Origin of the sequence: Streptomyces sp. B21-083, from assembly GCF_036898825.1 — a bacterium.
Taxonomy (GTDB): domain Bacteria; phylum Actinomycetota; class Actinomycetes; order Streptomycetales; family Streptomycetaceae; genus Streptomyces.
Genome location: NZ_JARUND010000002.1, coordinates 2,666,100 through 2,682,080, shown reverse-complemented (window position 1 = coordinate 2,682,080; position 15,981 = coordinate 2,666,100). Strand labels below are relative to the sequence as shown.

At 68.4% G+C, this 15,981-nt stretch carries 15 protein-coding genes and 1 pseudogene; 6 read left to right on the top strand and 10 right to left on the bottom strand.

The annotated features are described in order from the left end of the window. The first annotated feature begins 1 nt into the window (after position 1). The 4 genes and pseudogenes from QA861_RS36020 (at position 2) to QA861_RS36005 (ending at position 4,005) form a co-directional block, all read left to right on the top strand. Entirely contained in the window at positions 2 to 649 is a 648-nt protein-coding gene (locus QA861_RS36020) for a TetR/AcrR family transcriptional regulator (protein WP_334592919.1), read from the top strand. Between the two features lie 299 nt (positions 650 to 948). Further along, a complete protein-coding gene (locus QA861_RS36015) occupies positions 949 to 1,917 on the top strand; it encodes an endonuclease/exonuclease/phosphatase family protein (RefSeq protein ID WP_443041682.1) in 969 nt (322 codons plus the stop codon). Positions 1,918 to 2,037: 120 nt separating this feature from the next. Continuing rightward, entirely contained in the window at positions 2,038 to 3,306 is a 1,269-nt protein-coding gene (locus QA861_RS36010; protein ID WP_334592916.1) for an MFS transporter, read from the top strand. A 125-nt stretch (positions 3,307 to 3,431) separates the two neighbouring features. After that, a pseudogene (locus QA861_RS36005) lies at positions 3,432 to 4,005 on the top strand (dihydrofolate reductase family protein). 103 nt (positions 4,006 to 4,108) lie between these two features. Here the strand turns inward: QA861_RS36005 and QA861_RS36000 are convergent. Next, a complete protein-coding gene (locus QA861_RS36000; RefSeq protein WP_443041621.1) occupies positions 4,109 to 5,614 on the bottom strand; it encodes an arabinofuranosidase catalytic domain-containing protein in 1,506 nt (501 codons plus the stop codon). 574 nt (positions 5,615 to 6,188) lie between these two features. Between QA861_RS36000 and QA861_RS35995 the strand changes: the two genes are divergently transcribed. Then, positions 6,189 to 6,521, top strand: coding sequence for an ankyrin repeat domain-containing protein (locus QA861_RS35995; RefSeq protein ID WP_334592914.1), 333 nt, complete (start codon positions 6,189 to 6,191; stop codon positions 6,519 to 6,521). A gap of 291 nt (positions 6,522 to 6,812) precedes the next feature. Here QA861_RS35995 and QA861_RS35990 read toward each other — a convergent pair whose 3' ends face one another. The 6 genes from QA861_RS35990 to QA861_RS35965 form a co-directional block, all read right to left on the bottom strand. Further along, complete coding sequence (locus QA861_RS35990; RefSeq protein ID WP_334592913.1) at positions 6,813 to 7,013, bottom strand: hypothetical protein; 201 nt, start codon at positions 7,011 to 7,013, stop codon at positions 6,813 to 6,815. Further along, positions 7,010 to 7,201: a hypothetical protein gene (locus QA861_RS35985; protein WP_334592912.1), complete on the bottom strand. Its 192-nt coding sequence runs from the start codon at positions 7,199 to 7,201 to the stop codon at positions 7,010 to 7,012. The genes QA861_RS35990 and QA861_RS35985 overlap by 4 nt, the downstream gene beginning before the upstream one ends. Next, positions 7,198 to 7,638 carry a hypothetical protein gene (locus QA861_RS35980; protein ID WP_334592911.1) on the bottom strand — a complete coding sequence of 147 codons (441 nt, stop codon included), beginning with the start codon at positions 7,636 to 7,638 and terminating at the stop codon, positions 7,198 to 7,200. Before QA861_RS35980 ends, QA861_RS35985 begins: the two co-directional genes overlap by 4 nt. A 145-nt stretch (positions 7,639 to 7,783) precedes the next feature. Beyond that, positions 7,784 to 8,968 carry a helix-turn-helix domain-containing protein gene (locus QA861_RS35975; RefSeq protein ID WP_334592910.1) on the bottom strand — a complete coding sequence of 395 codons (1,185 nt, stop codon included), beginning with the start codon at positions 8,966 to 8,968 and terminating at the stop codon, positions 7,784 to 7,786. A 382-nt stretch (positions 8,969 to 9,350) separates the two neighbouring features. Further along, on the bottom strand, positions 9,351 to 9,857 hold the full coding sequence (locus QA861_RS35970) for a hypothetical protein (protein ID WP_334592909.1): 507 nt from the start codon (positions 9,855 to 9,857) through the stop codon (positions 9,351 to 9,353). Positions 9,858 to 9,928: 71 nt separating this feature from the next. Then, positions 9,929 to 11,683 (bottom strand): NAD+ synthase, encoded by a 1,755-nt coding sequence (locus tag QA861_RS35965; RefSeq protein ID WP_334592907.1) that lies wholly within the window; start codon positions 11,681 to 11,683, stop codon positions 9,929 to 9,931. A 244-nt stretch (positions 11,684 to 11,927) separates the two neighbouring features. Between QA861_RS35965 and QA861_RS35960 the strand changes: the two genes are divergently transcribed. Beyond that, on the top strand, positions 11,928 to 12,323 hold the full coding sequence (locus tag QA861_RS35960) for a hypothetical protein (protein ID WP_334592906.1): 396 nt from the start codon (positions 11,928 to 11,930) through the stop codon (positions 12,321 to 12,323). Between the two features lie 77 nt (positions 12,324 to 12,400). Here the strand turns inward: QA861_RS35960 and QA861_RS35955 are convergent, their stop codons facing one another. The 3 genes from QA861_RS35955 to QA861_RS35945 all read right to left on the bottom strand — a co-directional run bounded on the left by QA861_RS35955 (position 12,401) and on the right by QA861_RS35945 (position 15,828). Next, entirely contained in the window at positions 12,401 to 14,347 is a 1,947-nt protein-coding gene (locus QA861_RS35955; RefSeq protein WP_334592904.1) for a S53 family peptidase, read from the bottom strand. A 183-nt stretch (positions 14,348 to 14,530) separates the two neighbouring features. Then, entirely contained in the window at positions 14,531 to 15,154 is a 624-nt protein-coding gene (locus QA861_RS35950; RefSeq protein ID WP_334592903.1) for a DUF305 domain-containing protein, read from the bottom strand. Then, the gene (locus QA861_RS35945) at positions 15,151 to 15,828 is read right to left on the bottom strand and encodes a thioredoxin-like domain-containing protein (RefSeq protein ID WP_334592902.1); all 678 of its coding nucleotides are present in this window, start codon (positions 15,826 to 15,828) and stop codon (positions 15,151 to 15,153) included. Before QA861_RS35945 ends, QA861_RS35950 begins: the two co-directional genes overlap by 4 nt. Positions 15,829 to 15,981 lie beyond the last annotated feature (153 nt).

Below are 15,981 nucleotides of genomic sequence, written 5' to 3'. Positions count from 1 at the left end.
CGTGAACCTCGCGGACGGCCCGGCCGGCGCAGTCACCACGGCTCGGACCACGGCCGATCGGAGCAGCACCCGTGGCCGCCCCCGGAGCGAAGCCGTGGAGCGCTCCATCATCGAGGGCGTGCTGCAACTCCTGGAGGAGGGCGTGCCGCTCGCGGACATCTCCATCGAGCGGGTGGCACGCACCGCCGGTGTCGGCAAGGCCACCATCTACCGCCGCTGGCCGGGCAAGGAGGAACTGTTCGTCGACGTCATGCGGGTCATGGAACCCGCCGACCCGGAGCTCCCCGGCACGTCGACGCGCGACGACCTGGTCGTCCTGCTGGAGGCGCTGCGCCGCCGGGGACTGGCCCACCAGTCCTCGGCGTTCCTGCACAACGTCCAGGCCCAGGTGAAGAGCAGCCCCAAACTCTGGGCCGCCTACCAGGCCACCGTCATCGAGCCGCGCCGCCTGCTCGGCGCCGAACTCCTGCGCCGGGGCCAGCGAAACGGTGAGGTGCGCCCGGACATCGACGTCACGATGATGTACGACCTCTTCCTCGGCCCCATGCTCCTGCGCGCCGTACTGCGCACCGACGCGGACCTGCCCGAGGGGCTCGCGGAGCAGATCGTCGACACGCTGCTGGAAGGTCTGCGGCCGGTGGCACCGTAACCAGCAATTCGTACGCCCCACGGGCCGGTCGGCGCTCTACTGTGCGTGTTTCGTCACAGACGGCCCTTGACCGGACCGTAACCGGAACTGCTCGCGCCGACTTGTTCGTCATCGTCCCCGTACGGCCGTCATGAGACGGCGAGATCGGAACCGTTCATCCCCTAGGGTCTTAGACGCGGGGGACGGACGGTATGCGCGGCAGGTTGTGAGGCGACGGTATGGCCCAGCAGGCGTACATGACGGAGACGGACAACGGAGGCTCGGGACCCGAGCGTCGGGGACCCCGGCTTCGGCGCCTGATGACCCGTCTGACGGACGGCTGGCGGGGCGATCCGAGAATCTGGCGCCGGGGCCTGATCACGGCGGCGCTGGCACTGCTGCTCGCCCTGGTCATGGTCATGCACGCGCAGATCCCCAACCGGATCGGCAACCTCGGCAGCCTCAGTGAGACGTTCCTGCCCTGGTTCGGCATCATCTCCGTACCGCTGCTGCTCGTTGTCGCGCTGGTCCGGCGTTCCGCGACCGCGCTGATCGCGATCGTGGTGACCACGACGGTCTGGTTCAACCTCTTCGGCGGGCTGCTCGGCAGCAACGCCGGCACCGGCGGCAATCTGACGGTGGCCACCCACAACGTCAACGCGGAGAACCCGGACCCGGCCGGCACGGCCCGCGAGGTGGCGGGCTCCGGCGCCGACCTCCTCGCCCTGGAGGAGCTGACGGACACGGCCGTCCCGACGTACGAGAAGGCCCTCGCGGCGACGTACAAGTACCATTCGGTGCAGGGCACGGTCGGGCTGTGGAGCAAGTATCCGATCAGCGCCGCCCGGCCGGTGGACATCAAGCTGGGCTGGACCCGCGCGATGCGCGCGACCGTCGCGACACCGGAGGGGTCGGTCGCCGTGTACGTCGCCCATCTCCCGTCGGTACGCGTGAAGATGAAGGCCGGGTTCACGGCCCGCCAGCGCGACAAGAGCGCGAACGCGCTGGGCGAGGCGCTCTCCGACGAGAAGCTGACCCGCAAGATCCTGCTCGGCGACCTGAACGGCACGATGAACGACCGCGCGCTGAACGCCGTCACCGCCCAGATGCGCTCCACGCAGGGCGCGTCCGGCAGCGGGTTCGGGTTCAGCTGGCCGGCGTCGTTCCCGCTGGCCCGGATCGACCAGATCATGGTGCAGGGCGTGGAACCGGTCAGCTCCTGGTCACTGCCCCGCACGGCGAGCGACCACCTGCCGATCGCGGCCCGGGTGAAGATTCCGGCCGCGTAGGGGCAACGGCAACGGGCTCGTAACCCGGGGGAATACCGGGCGTGGCAGTCTTTGTTCCGCACTTGAACATAAACTGTACGGACCTACGCCCGTCGCACCCTTCGAAAGGCCGCTGTTCTGATGTCCCGGCCCACGCCGACCTCCCTGTCCGCCCCCACCCGCAGGGCCACGCCCCTGGCCCTGCTCGCCCTCGCCGTGGGTGCTTTCGGCATCGGCACGACCGAGTTCGTGATGATGGGCCTGCTGCCCGAAGTCGCGGACGACCTGAACATCTCGATCCCGACCGCCGGGCACCTGGTCTCGGCGTACGCGCTCGGCGTCGTCATCGGCGCCCCGCTGCTCGCGGCGGCCACCGCCCGGATCTCGCGCCGTAAGGTCCTGATCGGCCTGATGGCCCTGTTCGTGGCGGGCAACGCCCTGTCCGCGTTCGCACCGGACTACGACTACCTCCTGGCCGCCCGCTTCCTCAGCGGACTGCCGCACGGCGCCTTCTTCGGCGTCGGCGCGGTGGTGGCGACGACCATGGTGGCCCCGGAACGCAAGGCGCGCTCGGTCTCCCTGATGTTCCTGGGCCTGACGGTCGCGAACGTCCTCGGTGTCCCGGTGGCCACGGCGATGGGCCAGCAGCTCGGCTGGCGGGCGACCTTCCTCGGCGTGAGCGTCATCGGCGTGGCGGCGATAGCGGCGCTGGCCCTGCTGATCCCGCGGGGCCGGGTGGAAACACCGGTCGCGGGTCTGCGCGGCGAGCTGGCCGCGCTGCGGTCGCTGCCGGTCTGGCTGGCCCTCGGTACGACGGTGGCGGGCTTCGGCGCCCTGTTCTCGGCGTACAGCTACATCACCCCGATGCTCACGGACTCCGCCGGGTACGCCGACTCCAGCGTGACGCTGCTGCTGGCCCTTTTCGGCGTGGGCGCGACGATCGGCAACCTGCTGGGCGGACGCCTCGCGGACCACTCGATGCGGCGCACCCTGTTCGGCGGCCTGGTCTCGCTGATCGTGGTCCTGGGCGCGTTCCCGCTGCTGATGAGCACCCCGTGGAGCGCGGCGCTGGCGGTCACGCTGCTCGGCGTGGCGGCCTTCGTCACGGGCTCCCCGCTCAACCTGATGGTGATGGAGAAGGCGTCGACGGCCCCGTCCCTGGCCTCCTCGGCGAACCAGGCGGCCTTCAACCTGGCCAACGCCGGGGGAGCGTGGATCGGAGGCCTCGCCCTGGCGGCGGGCTTCGGCGTGACGTCCCCGGCGCTGGTGGGGGCGGGACTGGCTGTACTGGGCCTGGGCGTCGCGGCGGTCGCGTACGCGGTGGACCGGCGAGCGGCGACTCCGTCGGTCAGGCGGGAACGCGTCGTGGCGTCGCACATGCCCGCGCGGGCGGAGAAGGTGCACCACTGAGGGGTGGGTTCGTGGACGACGGCCGATGAGTTTCGCCGCGACCCGCGGTCAGTCAGGGTAGAAACGGCTGAGATTCGGCGTACCAGGCCCGAGACACCCCGCGAGACGCACCCAGGAGACCCACTATGCGCACCCTGATCAGCACCGCTTTCGTTTCGCTCGACGGAGTCGTGGAGGCCCCCGGCGGCGAGTCCGGTTACCGGAACGCCGGTTGGACCTTCAAAAACATCGAGTTCCTCCCGGAGGCGTTCGAGATCAAGGGCCGGGAGCAGAAGGAATCCAGCGCGATGCTGCTGGGCCGGGTCAGCTACGAGGCGTTCAGCCCCGTGTGGCCGCACATGGAGGACTTCGCCGACTACAAGGTGATGCCGAAGTACGTCGTCTCCACCACCCTCACCGAGGACGCCCTGGTCTCGAACTGGGGGGAGACCACCATCCTGCGCTCGCTCGACGAGGTCGCCGCGCTGAAGGAGACGGAGGGCGGCCCGATCATCGTCCACGGCAGCGCCACCCTCAACCACGCCCTCTCGGACGCCGGCCTGATCGACCGCTACCACCTGCTCGTCTTCCCGCTCCTGCTCGGCGCGGGCAAGCGCCTGTTCAGCGCCACGGACAAGGGACACCCAGAAGCTGCGGCTCGTCGAGTCCGAGGCGTACGCCAACGGCCTGCAGATGAACGTCTTCGACGTCGTCCGCTGACCTCTCAGGCCTGGGACAGGCCGATGGCCTGCCGGAGGTGTGGGCACTCGGCAGGCCATCGGGGTGAGAGGGATCGCCGACTGGGGGGACGGCGGGGGGACGGCTAGGGAGCGATGTCCCACTGCTGGCAGGTGTTGTCGAGCTGCTGCCACTGGCGGACCAGGGTGCCGTTGGCCGTGGCGCAGTTGGTCGCGTCGAGCGTCATGCCGGTGTTGACGTTGCTGATGGTGTAGTGGCTGCGGACGTGGGTGACGTCCCACTGCTGGCAGTTGTTGCCGAGCGAGGCCCACAGCTGGACGGCCGTGCCGTTGGACTGACCGCAGTTCTTGTCGTCCAGGACCGTGCCGCTGTTGACGTTGGTGATGGTGTAGTGGCCGTTGCCCGCACTGGCGAACTTCCACTGCTGGCAGGTGTTGCCGAGCGAGGCCCAGAGGTCGACCGAAGTCCCGTTGGCGGTACCGCAGTTCACCGCGTCCAGCACCTTGCCCGAGTTGGTGTTGGTCAGCCGGTAGGCGGTGCCGGCTACGGGGAAGGTGGCGGCCGGGGTGGTGTAGCCGACGGAGGTGATGTTGGCCTGTACGGCGTTGTCGGCGGCGTCGGTCGGGTAGCCGGCGGTCATGACGCCCTCGAAGAAGGAGCCGTCGGAGCCGTTGCTGTTGTCACCGCCGGTGCCGAGGACGATGGCGCCCTCCTTCTGCATCGGGGTGTAGCCGCCCAGGTTGGGCAGGGCCCCGTCGTACCACGTGGTCAACGACCCTGATTGTGCGTTGCCGCCCTTGAGGGCGTAGGTCGTCGTGCCGTTGTTCTTGAGCAGCGCCGTGACGAACTCGCTGCTGTTGCCGGTGTTGCTGGGGTGGGAGCCGTTTCCGCCGAAGAAGAGGCCGTTCTCCAGGTCCGCCTCGACCCAGGGGCCCGATCCGGCGCCGGAGCACGAGAACCAGCACTCCGTACCGAAGTTGAGCGCGTCCATGTGGCCGTTGCCGGTGTCGTTGCCGGACGTCTCGGCGTTGCCGTAGTCGAAGCAGCACCGGTTGTTCACATGGTGGCCGCTGGTCACCATGTACATGCCCTCGGGCTTGCTCCCCGTGGCGATGCCCGAGGTGCTGTTGTCGCGGTAGCCGACACCGGCCGACACGAAGATCCCGTAGGCCGCGTGCCCGCCGACCGTCACCGGCAGCGCGTTGGCGATGGCGCCGACGTCCTGGCCGCCGTTGCCGCCGGGGCCTTCGACGGTGAGGTTGTTGTGCTGGGGGCTCTGGTCGTAGAGCTGCGTGATGATGCACGTAGTGCCGGAACAGAAGGTGTCCTGCGCGGCGGCGTTGGCGTAGCCGCCCGCGGTGAGGGTGTTGATGTTGGTCGTCGCCGAGTCCGAGGCCCGCTTGACCTGGTAGAGGGCGCCGCTGTACGAGGCGTAGAGCGCACGTGTGGTGCTGTGCGCGGCGACGCAGGGCGTACCGGCCGCGGCGTAGATGTCACACGGGAGCGAGGTGGCGGCCTGTGACGGGCCGGCGGCGCCGACCAGAAGGCCGGCGACCACCGCGACGGTCGCGCCGACCGAGAGAAGTATCCCTCTGAGTCGTTGACGACGTGAAAGAGAAAGAGAAATCACCGTTGATCTCCGTTCCTGTGGTGTGCGACGAATACCCGAAGGCGCCGCTGCACGGAGGGGTTTGAATGCAGCGGAACTTCGTGGCGGGAGGGAGGAAAACCCCTGTCCCTGGGGGCGGGACAGGATGTGAGCGCTAACAATTGTGACGCTTGGGTGAAGACCGCTGTGCGGCACTTCGGACGGCAGGTAGGGGATACCTGGAGGTCAGGTGGCCGCCAGTATGGCTTCGGGGTGAAGTTGCGTCAATGTTTCCGGCATGAGTCACATGCGAGCGCTAACAAGTCGTCAAACGCCGGCCAATAAGTCGTCAAGTTTTCGCGTGAGAAAGGAGGGTTTCGGAGAAGGTCGAAATGTCGAACGATTTTTGATCGAAATGCCGAACCAAATGAGTTGCTCGAAATTCCGAACCAGTAGCGGTGGACGATGCCAGGGCTTCGGAGGAGGTCCGTCCACCCCGACCCCACTGCTTCTTCACCTCAGGCCCAGGCCCCGGCAACGTAGACGCCGTCTCAAGTGTGACCGGTGGCGTGGACAGTCGCTGGCGGGCGGGCTGTGGTGGCGATTGAATGCCTCGGTGAGTGACTACTGGACGCCTGCCCACCACGCGGTCGAGCACGAGGACGCGGAGACCCTGGCGCGGTTGCTGGGCGACGGGTCCGACCCCGACGAGGTCTTCGGCAACATGACGCTGCTGACGCATGCGATTGACACCGAGGGCGATGGCTGTCTGCAGAGCGGCCAACCGCTGACTGTGCATACCACTGCTGTGCTGCTGGCCTTCGGGGCTGATCCGGAGCTCGCTGATCCAGCCGGTCGCAGTCCCATGGGCATGGCCGAGCGCTACGGCCACGACCTGGCGGTGAAGCTGCTGCGGGCCCACATCGGCCGGCCCGCAGGCAACCGGTAGGGGAGGGCGGCACGGCTCATCGCCGCCGCGTCCGTCGGCGACGGCGATGAGCTACTGAGCCTCCTGCATGCGCGGAATCAACCCCGCTTGCTGTCGCGGCAATTCACGAACTGACTCCGTTCGCAGGGATCGGCCCCAGTCGGTGGCAACAGCACGTGCACACCAGGTAGCGCAGTCCAGTAAAACCGCTCTCCCGGGGCTCCGCGTCCTGGCACACGCCATGGGTGCCGATGGAGCAGCGGCCGGAGACGTACGGGCGTTCCGGCGTCCAGGCCGGCTCGGGGGCGCGGGTCATTTCTCCGTCTCCCTGCCGACGTTGGTCATCGGGTAGAGCGGGATCACATTCCAGGTGCCGCCCTTCGGGTCTCGGTGATCCCCGTCGTGACCGTGGGGGAGAACGCAGGCCCCCACCTCGCTGAGGATCGGGGCGCGGTAGAACAGCGAGGCGCGAACTTTCCCGCACCGGTCCGTGTTCGCCGTCGGCGGGGTCATCGGTCGCCTCCGGCGTATGCGAGGCGGTAGGCATTCCATAGTTCCCGTCCGCTTCCACAACCCTGCTGCGCTTTGCGGACGTTCTTGCAGTCGGCGCACTTGCGGGCGTGCTCGAACCACAGGCGGTAGGTACGCAGCATCGGCAACTCGACTTGCCGTACGGCCGAGTTGACCCTCGCGCCGATCATCGGACGCCACCCCCGGCCAGGACCGGTTGGATGTCGGGGGTATCGAGGTCGAGCCGCAAGTGAGCCGCCGGCACCAGCACGCGCCGTCGCCGCCATCTCAGCACGTGTTCCCCCGCTGTCCAGTACGGCCGTACACGGGCTGTACGCAGTGCGGTGACCTCGGCGACCTGGTCGGCGAGGTCGGGCAGGTACGGCCGTGAGAGGCGGGATGCGGAACCGTCAAGGGGTGCGTGGTCGGTGCTGTACGGCGACCGACGCTGAGCGGGCACCCGTACTACCAGGCACACGTGATCTCTTGTGTCCTTGTTCGTCTCGACGGCTCGAATCGCTGTCGATGCCCTCCGGCGGATGCCGGTCGGTGGGAACAGGCGGGTGAGGCCCCAGAGAGCCAGGGGCGCCAGAAGCCAGTGCAGCGCGGCAGCGCTACGCTCGGCCATGTTCATCACTCCCTCGAAGTGGTGGGCCACGCCCCCGGACCGGTCGCACGGTCGCGGGGGTCTTTGCACTTCCACATCATGGGGACAACAGAAGGCCGGAACTATCAGACATCGCTGATAGCCCCGGCCTTTGCTTGACGCAATGTCACATACCGAGCCATGAACCGAAGTTGTTGAAGGTATCCGGCATTCTGCGTCTGGCCGCTTCCAGCCCGGCATAGGTCTCGCGCACCGTGGGGTGATATCGAGTTTGCTGCGGCGCCAGTTTGCGCGCTCTCGTCAGGCTCTTGAACGCCGCGTCGGTGCGGCCCGTCCACATCTCCGCCCGCGCGACCTCGGCGTGGTGATGCGCCAGCCGGGACGGGGGCCACTCGGCGGGAATCGCGATCTCCTGCGCCGCGTGCACGGCTTCGGGGTACTGGTCGAGTTCCGCGAGCACGCTCACGCGGTGCACACCGACGTTGGTCGGGCCGAAAGACAGCCAGTGCACCTTCTCCGCCGGGCCGGTCCGCTGCGCGATGCGCTGTGCCTCACCGAGGTGCGCTTCTGCTGTCTCCGCGTCCTTGGAGCGACCCGCCAATACGGCGGCACCGAGGTGGATTTGGCCGGTGAGGACATCACGTTCGCGGCCCGCCTCGGCCTGCTGCAGGGTGGCCATCCCCAGCTGGACCAGCCGCCCCCCGGTGCGGTAGTCGCTCGCCCGGAGATAGGCCAGAGCCCGCAGGTACTGACGCATCCCGCTGAGTACCGGATCCGATGCGCGCTGCGCTGCCCAGTCCAGGCGGTCCAGGGCCACCGTGCACAAGTCGGAGAACCCGAGCTTCGTGGTCACGTCGTACGCGGTCCGGTACGTACTGGCGAGCAGCCGCCAGTTGCGGTCAACGGGTGTGATGTGGGCGGTCGTTGTGGCTTCGTGGATCAGGGCGGGCAGGTCGGCGGCGACCTGTTTGATGTTCGTCGCGCGGACCATGGCGCAGAGCCTGTCCGCGTCGGCTTCCAGTTCTGCCACCGGGCGCGGGGCCACGTCCGGGTCGGGGCCCAGGTCGTAGATGTTCAGAGCCTCGCGGATCGGGTTGATCAGACCGTCCAGTTGGTCCTGTCGCAGTTCGTCGAGGTAGGGCTGACCGGTCAGGTCGGTGACCGCCACGGACAGTGCGCGGGCCAACGCCCCGGTGACAGACGGGCTCGCGGGCAGGTTGCCTTGTTCCACCTTGGTCAGGGTGCTGTACGAGACGTTCGAGAGGTCGGCCAACTCGCGTTGTGTCAACCGGCGGGCTTTGCGCGCGCGTGCGACGCGTGCGCCCGTGTGCTCGTCCATATGCGGGGGCATACCGGGCTCCGTTCTGACTCGACACCAGAACGGTACCCCTGGCGATGCCTGGGGAACGATGCCATTGATCCCTGCCTCTTTGGGGCTCGTGCACTATCTGTCCTGGTGGCCGTGGTGCGGTGGTCGTCAACGAACTTGCCTTGCGGAGGATGTCCCGCTCGGTGGCGAGCTTGCGCTCACTCGACTCGAGCTCGGCCACCCGGGCCCCAACTGCCGCACCCGCGCGTCCGGATCAGCGGACGACACCGCCTCCCGGGACCGGGCGCCCGGCTTCGCAACCGCAGCAGTGATGCCACGCGTTCGCGGTCACGCAGCACCCACTCCCGCAGGGTCGCCCGGTTGACGCCCAGGTCAGCAGCGATGCTCCTGGCTAAGGACAAGGTCAGGTGCGCAGCAGTGAGGTGTGGATGCGGGCGATGGCCCGCAGCACCTCGTCACGGTTCTTGGCCTGCTGCATCCATGCGGGCAGGCGCGCCACCACGGTCATCCTTCGGCCATGGTCGTGCCAGGGAATCCCTTCACGCAGCGGTGCCCGCACGAATCGTCTGATCAGGTCCAGGTGTTCCAGGTTGTAGGCCCATACCCACCCGTGCCGGGTCTCGGTCTGCAGCCAGAGACGTACATCGAAGTACGGGTCTGTGGCCGGCGCATGCCGGTCCCGGTGCAAGGCCACACCGCCACGGCTCCAGTCCTTCGCCAGCCCACAGCTGCGACAAACGAGACGCCTCCGTGCGAAGAGGCCCTGGTCGTGAACCCCGGACGGGTCTGGTGCTGTACCGACGTGCGCGACCTTCCCGCAGCCGGGACAGCGCACGAGAACCGACCTGAGGAAGTCGTACTTCGTGCTCCGGGGGTCCCGGAACCGGTGGTGCGTGGAGATCGAGCTCATTTGACGAGTATGCGAGCCACGCACCCAAGGCTCCTACGGGTTAAATCTCAAGCTTATCGGTTGAGCTATTGCTAAACAGACTCCCGCCACCCGTTCGTAATAGGCAGCCGCCGGTCCTTGCCGAAGCCCTTTGCCGAGATCTTCGTGCCCGGCGGGTACTGGCGTCGCTTGTACTCCGCCGTGTCGACCATCCGCAGTACCCGGGTCACCAGTTCCGCGTCGTATCCGGCCGCCACGATCTCGTCGGCGCCCGTGTCCCGGTCCACGTACAGCTCGAGGATCGCGTCGAGGACCGGATAGTCGGGGAGGGAATCCGTGTCCACCTGGTCCGGACGCAACTCCGCACTCGGCGGTTTCGTGATCGAGTTCTCCGGGATCGGCGGGGTCTCGCCCCGTTCCGAGGCCGCCCTGTTGCGCCACTCGGCCAGGCGGAAGACCGACGTCTTGTACACGTCCTTGATCGGGCCGTACGCGCCCACCGAGTCGCCGTACAGGGTCGAGTAACCCACCGCCAGCTCCGACTTGTTGCCCGGCGCCAGCACGATGTGACCCTCCTCGTTGGAGATCGCCATCAGCATCGTGCCCCGCAGCCGTGACTGGAGGTTCTCCTCCGCCAGGCCCGTCAGACCCAGCGAGCCCATGTACGCGTCGAACATCGGCTCGATCGGCACCGTGCGGAAGTTGAGGCCCGTGCGCCGGGCCAGTTCCGCCGCGTCGCCGATCGAGTGGTCGGACGAGTACTTCGACGGCATCGCCACGCCGTACACGTTCTCCGCGCCCACCGCGTCACACGCGAGCGCCGCGACCAGCGCCGAGTCGATACCGCCGGACAGGCCGATCAGCACCGACCTGAAGCCGTTCTTCGTCGCGTACGCCCGCAGGCCCACCACCAGCGCCGAGTACATCTCCTCGGCGTCGTCCAGGCGCTCCGCGTAGCTGCCCGTCAGCTCGGGCTCGTACGCCGGCAGCGGGTCCTCCGAGAGCACCACGCGGTCGATGCGCAGCCCGTCGTCCACCACGCCCGTCGGGGCGTCGGGCAGAGCAGCCGGCAGGTCCAGGTCGAGGACCACGCAGCCCTCCGTGAACTGGGGGGCCCGTGCGATCACCTCGCCGTCCTTGTCGACGACGATCGAGTCCCCGTCGAAGACCAGCTCGTCCTGGCCGCCGACCATCGCGAGGTAGGCGGTCGTGCAGCCCGCCTCCTGGGCGCGCTTGCGGACCAGTTCCAGGCGGGTGTCGTCCTTGTCGCGCTCGAACGGGGAGGCGTTGATCGAGAGCAGGAGGCCCGCCCTCGCGGAGCGCGCCGCCGGGACCCGGCCGCCGTCCTGCCAGAGGTCCTCGCAGATCGCGAGCGCCACGTCGACGCCGTGCACCCGCAGTACGGGCATGGTGTCGCCCGGCACGAAGTAGCGGAACTCGTCGAAGACGCCGTAGTTCGGGAGGTGGTGCTTGGCGTAGGTCAGAAGCACCTCGCCGCCGTACAGAACCGCGCCCGCGTTGCGCGGGGAGCCGGCCGGGCGGCCGAACTTCGGCAGGTCGCTCTCGGACCGGTCGAGGTAGCCGAGGACCACCGGCAGCTCACCGAAGCCCTCGTCGGCGAGACGCGTGGCGAGTGAGCGCAGGGCCGCGCGGGACGCCTCCACGAAGGAGGAGCGCAGGGCGAGATCCTCGACGGGGTACCCGGTCAGCACCATCTCCGGGAACGCCACGAGGTGCGCTCCCTGCTCGGCGGAGTGCCGGGTCCAGCGGAGGACCGAGTCCGCGTTCTTGGCGATGTCGCCGACGCGCGAGTCGATCTGGTTCAGGGCGAGGCGTAGTTGAGGCACGCCGCCAAGTGTAATCGTCAATGCGACACGATGGGGTGGTGCGGAGTGTGCGTCGGCCCACGCCGGTCAGGGTCTCTCGCTTCTGGTTCAGCGGTCACATGCCGTAAGCCGGGCCCGCCGCAACGCGCTTCGGGTCATCTCTGGTCATCTCTCCACGATGGCAGGGCAATGAGACATTGAAGTGCGTTGCCCGGATGTCATGGCCGCGTCTTCAATGAGAGGTATGGCATACAGCGGTGCACGGGTGGACAGTGAAAGACGCAGGTCGGGCTGGGGTTGGTTCCTGGCGTGGTTCGCAGTGGGAGCGTGCCTGGCCGTCGGGCTCGCCGCGATCCTGACGGTGGGGCTGGTGTTCCTCGTCCTGGCCGCCGTGGGCGCGGTGCTCCTGCTGCGGAAGGGGCCACGGAACGCCGCTGTCGGAGGTCTCGCGGGGCTGGCGCTGCCACTCTTCTACCTCGCGTACCTGAACCGTGGCGGCCCGGGGAATGTCTGCAGTTCGTCGTCGGGCGGGCAGACGTGTATCGACGAGTACACCCCCGTACCGTTCCTGATCGGCGGCGCACTCGTGTTCGTCGCGGGTTTCGTGATCTTCCTCATGACGGAGCGAGGTGGGCGAGGAGTCAGGCCGCCGCACGCGTAGCGGGATCCAGGGAGAGACAAAAAGCCCGCCCCCGGACGGTGAACGCTCCGGGGGCGGGCTTCAGGCATGCTGCCGGGTCAGCGGCGCCGGTACGACTCGACGTAGCCGCTCGCGGGTGAACCCACGCCGGTCACGTCGTCGTAGCCGCGTACGGCCTGCAGCGAGCTGTCCTTGCCGAGGCTGCGGACGGAGGTGAGGATCCCGTCCGTGGAGTCATAGCCGTTGGCGAAGTCGAGGCGTGCCACGGCGAGTCCGTACCCCGTGGGGTTGTCGGTCACGTCGTGGTAGACCTTCGCGTGCGAGGCGTACGTCGCGTAGATCGCCGGGTTGGCGAAGCCGATCGCCTTGCCGCCGCGAGCCTCCTGGGCCAGCGCCTGCACGGCCGCGATCACCGGTGCCGCCAGGGACGTACCGCCGATGCGGTACTCGTCGTAGGCGGTGCCGCCGGCCGGCAGGGTCTGGGTCTGGCCGACCTTGAAGCCGGTGTTCGGGTCGGCGATGGCCGCGATGTCCGGGACGACCCGGTTGCCCTTCGAGCTGTTGGCCTTGGCCAGGTAGTCCGGGACGAGGCCCTTCTGGTAGAAGGGCTCCGCGACGGTCGCGCTGGTGCCGCCGCCCGCGCCGGAGGTGTAGGCGCCCGGGAAGTTCGTCCAGCTCTTGCCGTCGGCCGACAGCGAGGCCTTCTCGGTGCCCCAGCCGGTCTCGAACTGGTACTTGTCGCCCCGGCCGACCGCCAGCGAGGTACCGCCGACCGCCGTCACCCACGCCGAGTTGGCCGGGGTGTCGACCTGCTTCTGGCCGGTGTTGACGACCTCGTCGCCGTTGTCGCCGGAGGAGAAGTAGAAGCCGATGCCCTGGACCGCGCCCAGCTTGAACAGCTGGTCGTAGGCGGCGGCCAGCTCCGGGGTCTGGTTGGCCTCGTTGTCGCCCCACGAGTTGGAGACGATGTCGGCCAGGTGCTTGTCGACGACCTTGCCGAGCGCGTCGAGCAGGTCGTCGTCGGTGCAGGACGCGGAGCCGACGTACGTGATGTCGGCGCCCGGCGCGACCGCGTGCACGGCTTCGACGTCGAGGGTCTCCTCGCCGTACCAGCCGGCGGCGCCGCAGTCCTCGGTGTTCGTGTAGTTCGCCGGCAGGACCTGCTTGAGCTGGCCCTTCCGGTAGTCGGCATCGCCGTGCTTGGCCGCGTAGGTGGCGGCGTCGCCGGCGATGTACGGCGAGGCGTAGGCGTCCGTGATGGCGACGCGCACCTTCTTGCCGGTCCAGCTGCCCGCGCCGTACGCGGCTCGCAGCTGCTTGCCCGTGTAGCCCTCGACGGCGTACGGGATCTGGGCGCCGTACGCCGTCGGCAGGGTCGAAGCGGTGTTCGAGCCGTAGTACGTGGAGAACGGACCCGCGTTGCGGAACACCGTCTCCGGCGCCGGCAGCGTGTCGTCGTGGGTCGCCGTGTGCGGGGCGTTGTCCAGACCCGTGACGGTCAGGACGGCACCCTTCAGGCTCTCCGGCGCGGACGCGGCCTTCGCCGGGGCACGGTAGGTCCTCTTGCCCTTGGCGTAGTTGTGCAGCTGTGTGCTGAAGGCCTTCTCGGCGGCGGCCACGTCACCGGTCACTGTGACGTAGTGGGCCGTGACGCCGGTGACCTTGAGGCCCGACGCCGTCAGCCACGCCTTGACGGCGGCGACCTGGGCCGGGGAGGCACCGAAGCGCTGCTGGACCTGCGCGGCGGTGAGGTACTTGCCGTACGAGGCGGACTTCGGGTCGGAGACGGCCTTCGCGTACGCGGTCAGCCCGGCCGCGTCCCGGCCGGCGAGGTACACCCGGGCGGACACCTTGGAGCTGTCGGCCGTGGCGCCCTTGTCCGCCTTGGCGGTGGCCCACGCGGGCCTGGTGCCGGCGAGCGTGTCCCGGCCCGGGGCGTCCGCGGCATGGGCCGCGGGAATGCCGAGCGCCAGCGCGCCGGCGAGCAGAGGCAGTGTCGCTGCCAGGCTCACACCGGCGCGCTTGATGGCGCGATTGGATCTCATGGAACCCCCTGATGCGGTTCAACGCGAGCAAGGCGAGTGATCACTCGCCGCTGGCCACTCTCGCGATGAACTGTTCATGCCAGGGGAATCCATGGGGAATGGATGTACCAAGAAGCACCCAAGAGAACGTATACGCAAGCGATTTGAGGTTTAAGTTCCCAATCGTTCCGCGAACCGTCCTCCCTACGAAAGGGCCTTCGCGCCCCGCTCCTTCAACATCCCCGCCATCAGGGAGATCTCCGACTCCTGCGCGTTGACCATGCCCTGCGCGAGCCGCTTCTCCACCCCCACCTCGCACCGGTCCACACACCCCTGAGCCATGTGGATACCGCCCTGGTGGTGCTTGGTCATCAGCTGGAGATAGAAGACCTCGGCCTGCTTGCCGCTGAGCCTGCCGAGCTTCGTCATGTCGGTGTTGGTCGCCATGCCCGGCATCAGCGCGCCGTCCTTGCCGTCGGCCATGCCCGCCATGTCCATCCAGCTCATCGGCGCGTCCGAGGACACCTTCGGCAGCTCCCACAGGTCGAGCCAGCCCAGCAGCATGCCGCGCTGGTTGGCCTGCGTCTGCGAGATGTCGTACGCGAGCCGCCGGATCTCCTCGTTGGTCGTCCGGTCGCGCACGATGTACGACATCTCGACGGCCTGCTGATGGTGGACAGCCATGTCACGGGCGAAGCCCGCGTCCGCCGAGCCGGCGGAGGGGGCCTTCATCCCGGAGTCCTCGCCGTCGGCGACCGCGTACGTGATCGCGCCGGCCGCGACGAGGGCCGTCGCGGCGGCACCGGCGATCCAGGGTGCCCGCCTCACTGGGACAGCCCGTTCGTGCAGGCGGCGCCCGGCTCGGGGGTCTGCTTGCCCTGGACGAACTCCTCGAAGAACTTGTCCACGTTCGGGTCCTTGGCGCTGGTAACCGTGCGCTGCTTGCCCCACGCGGAGAGCATGATCGGATCCGCCTGCTTGTCGTCCGGGCTCATCAGCGTGTACGGCGTCTTCTTCACCTTGGCCGCGAGCGCGTCGATGTCGGTCTTCGCCGCCTTGCTGTTGTACGTCACCCACACGGCGCCGTGCTCCAGGGAGTGCACGGCGTTCATGTTGTTGAGCGCCTTGGCGTAGACGTCGCCGTTGCAGTTCATCCAGACCTGGTTGTGGTCACCGCCGACCGGGGGCTCCATCGGGTAGTTCACGGTCTTGGTGACGTGGTTCTGGGTGAGCTTCTTGTCCCAGGTCTTCACGCCGTCCGCGCCGGTGACGAACTTGCCCGCGCCCTTGGAGTCGCTCGCCGCGGTGTCACTCTTGTCGGACTGCTTCTTCACGAGGACCGTCGCGCCGACGACCAGGCCGGCCACTATGACGACACTCACACCGATCGTGAGGATCCGGTTCCGGCGCTCACGCGAGCGCTCGGCGCGCCGCATCTCCTCTATGCGCGCCTTGCGCGCCGCGCTGCCACTGTCTATGGCGCTCTTCTTGGCGGAACCCATGGGATCGATCCTTCTGGGGAAAGGGGCGGTCGGTCGGCCGGCCGGTCGGCCCGGCGCTTGGTCGGTGTCTGATCGTAATCCGTGGCCACTGATCGTAATCCGCGACCGCCGCAACGGTTCCGGTCAGGGATCACCCATTACGGATGTCGTCGC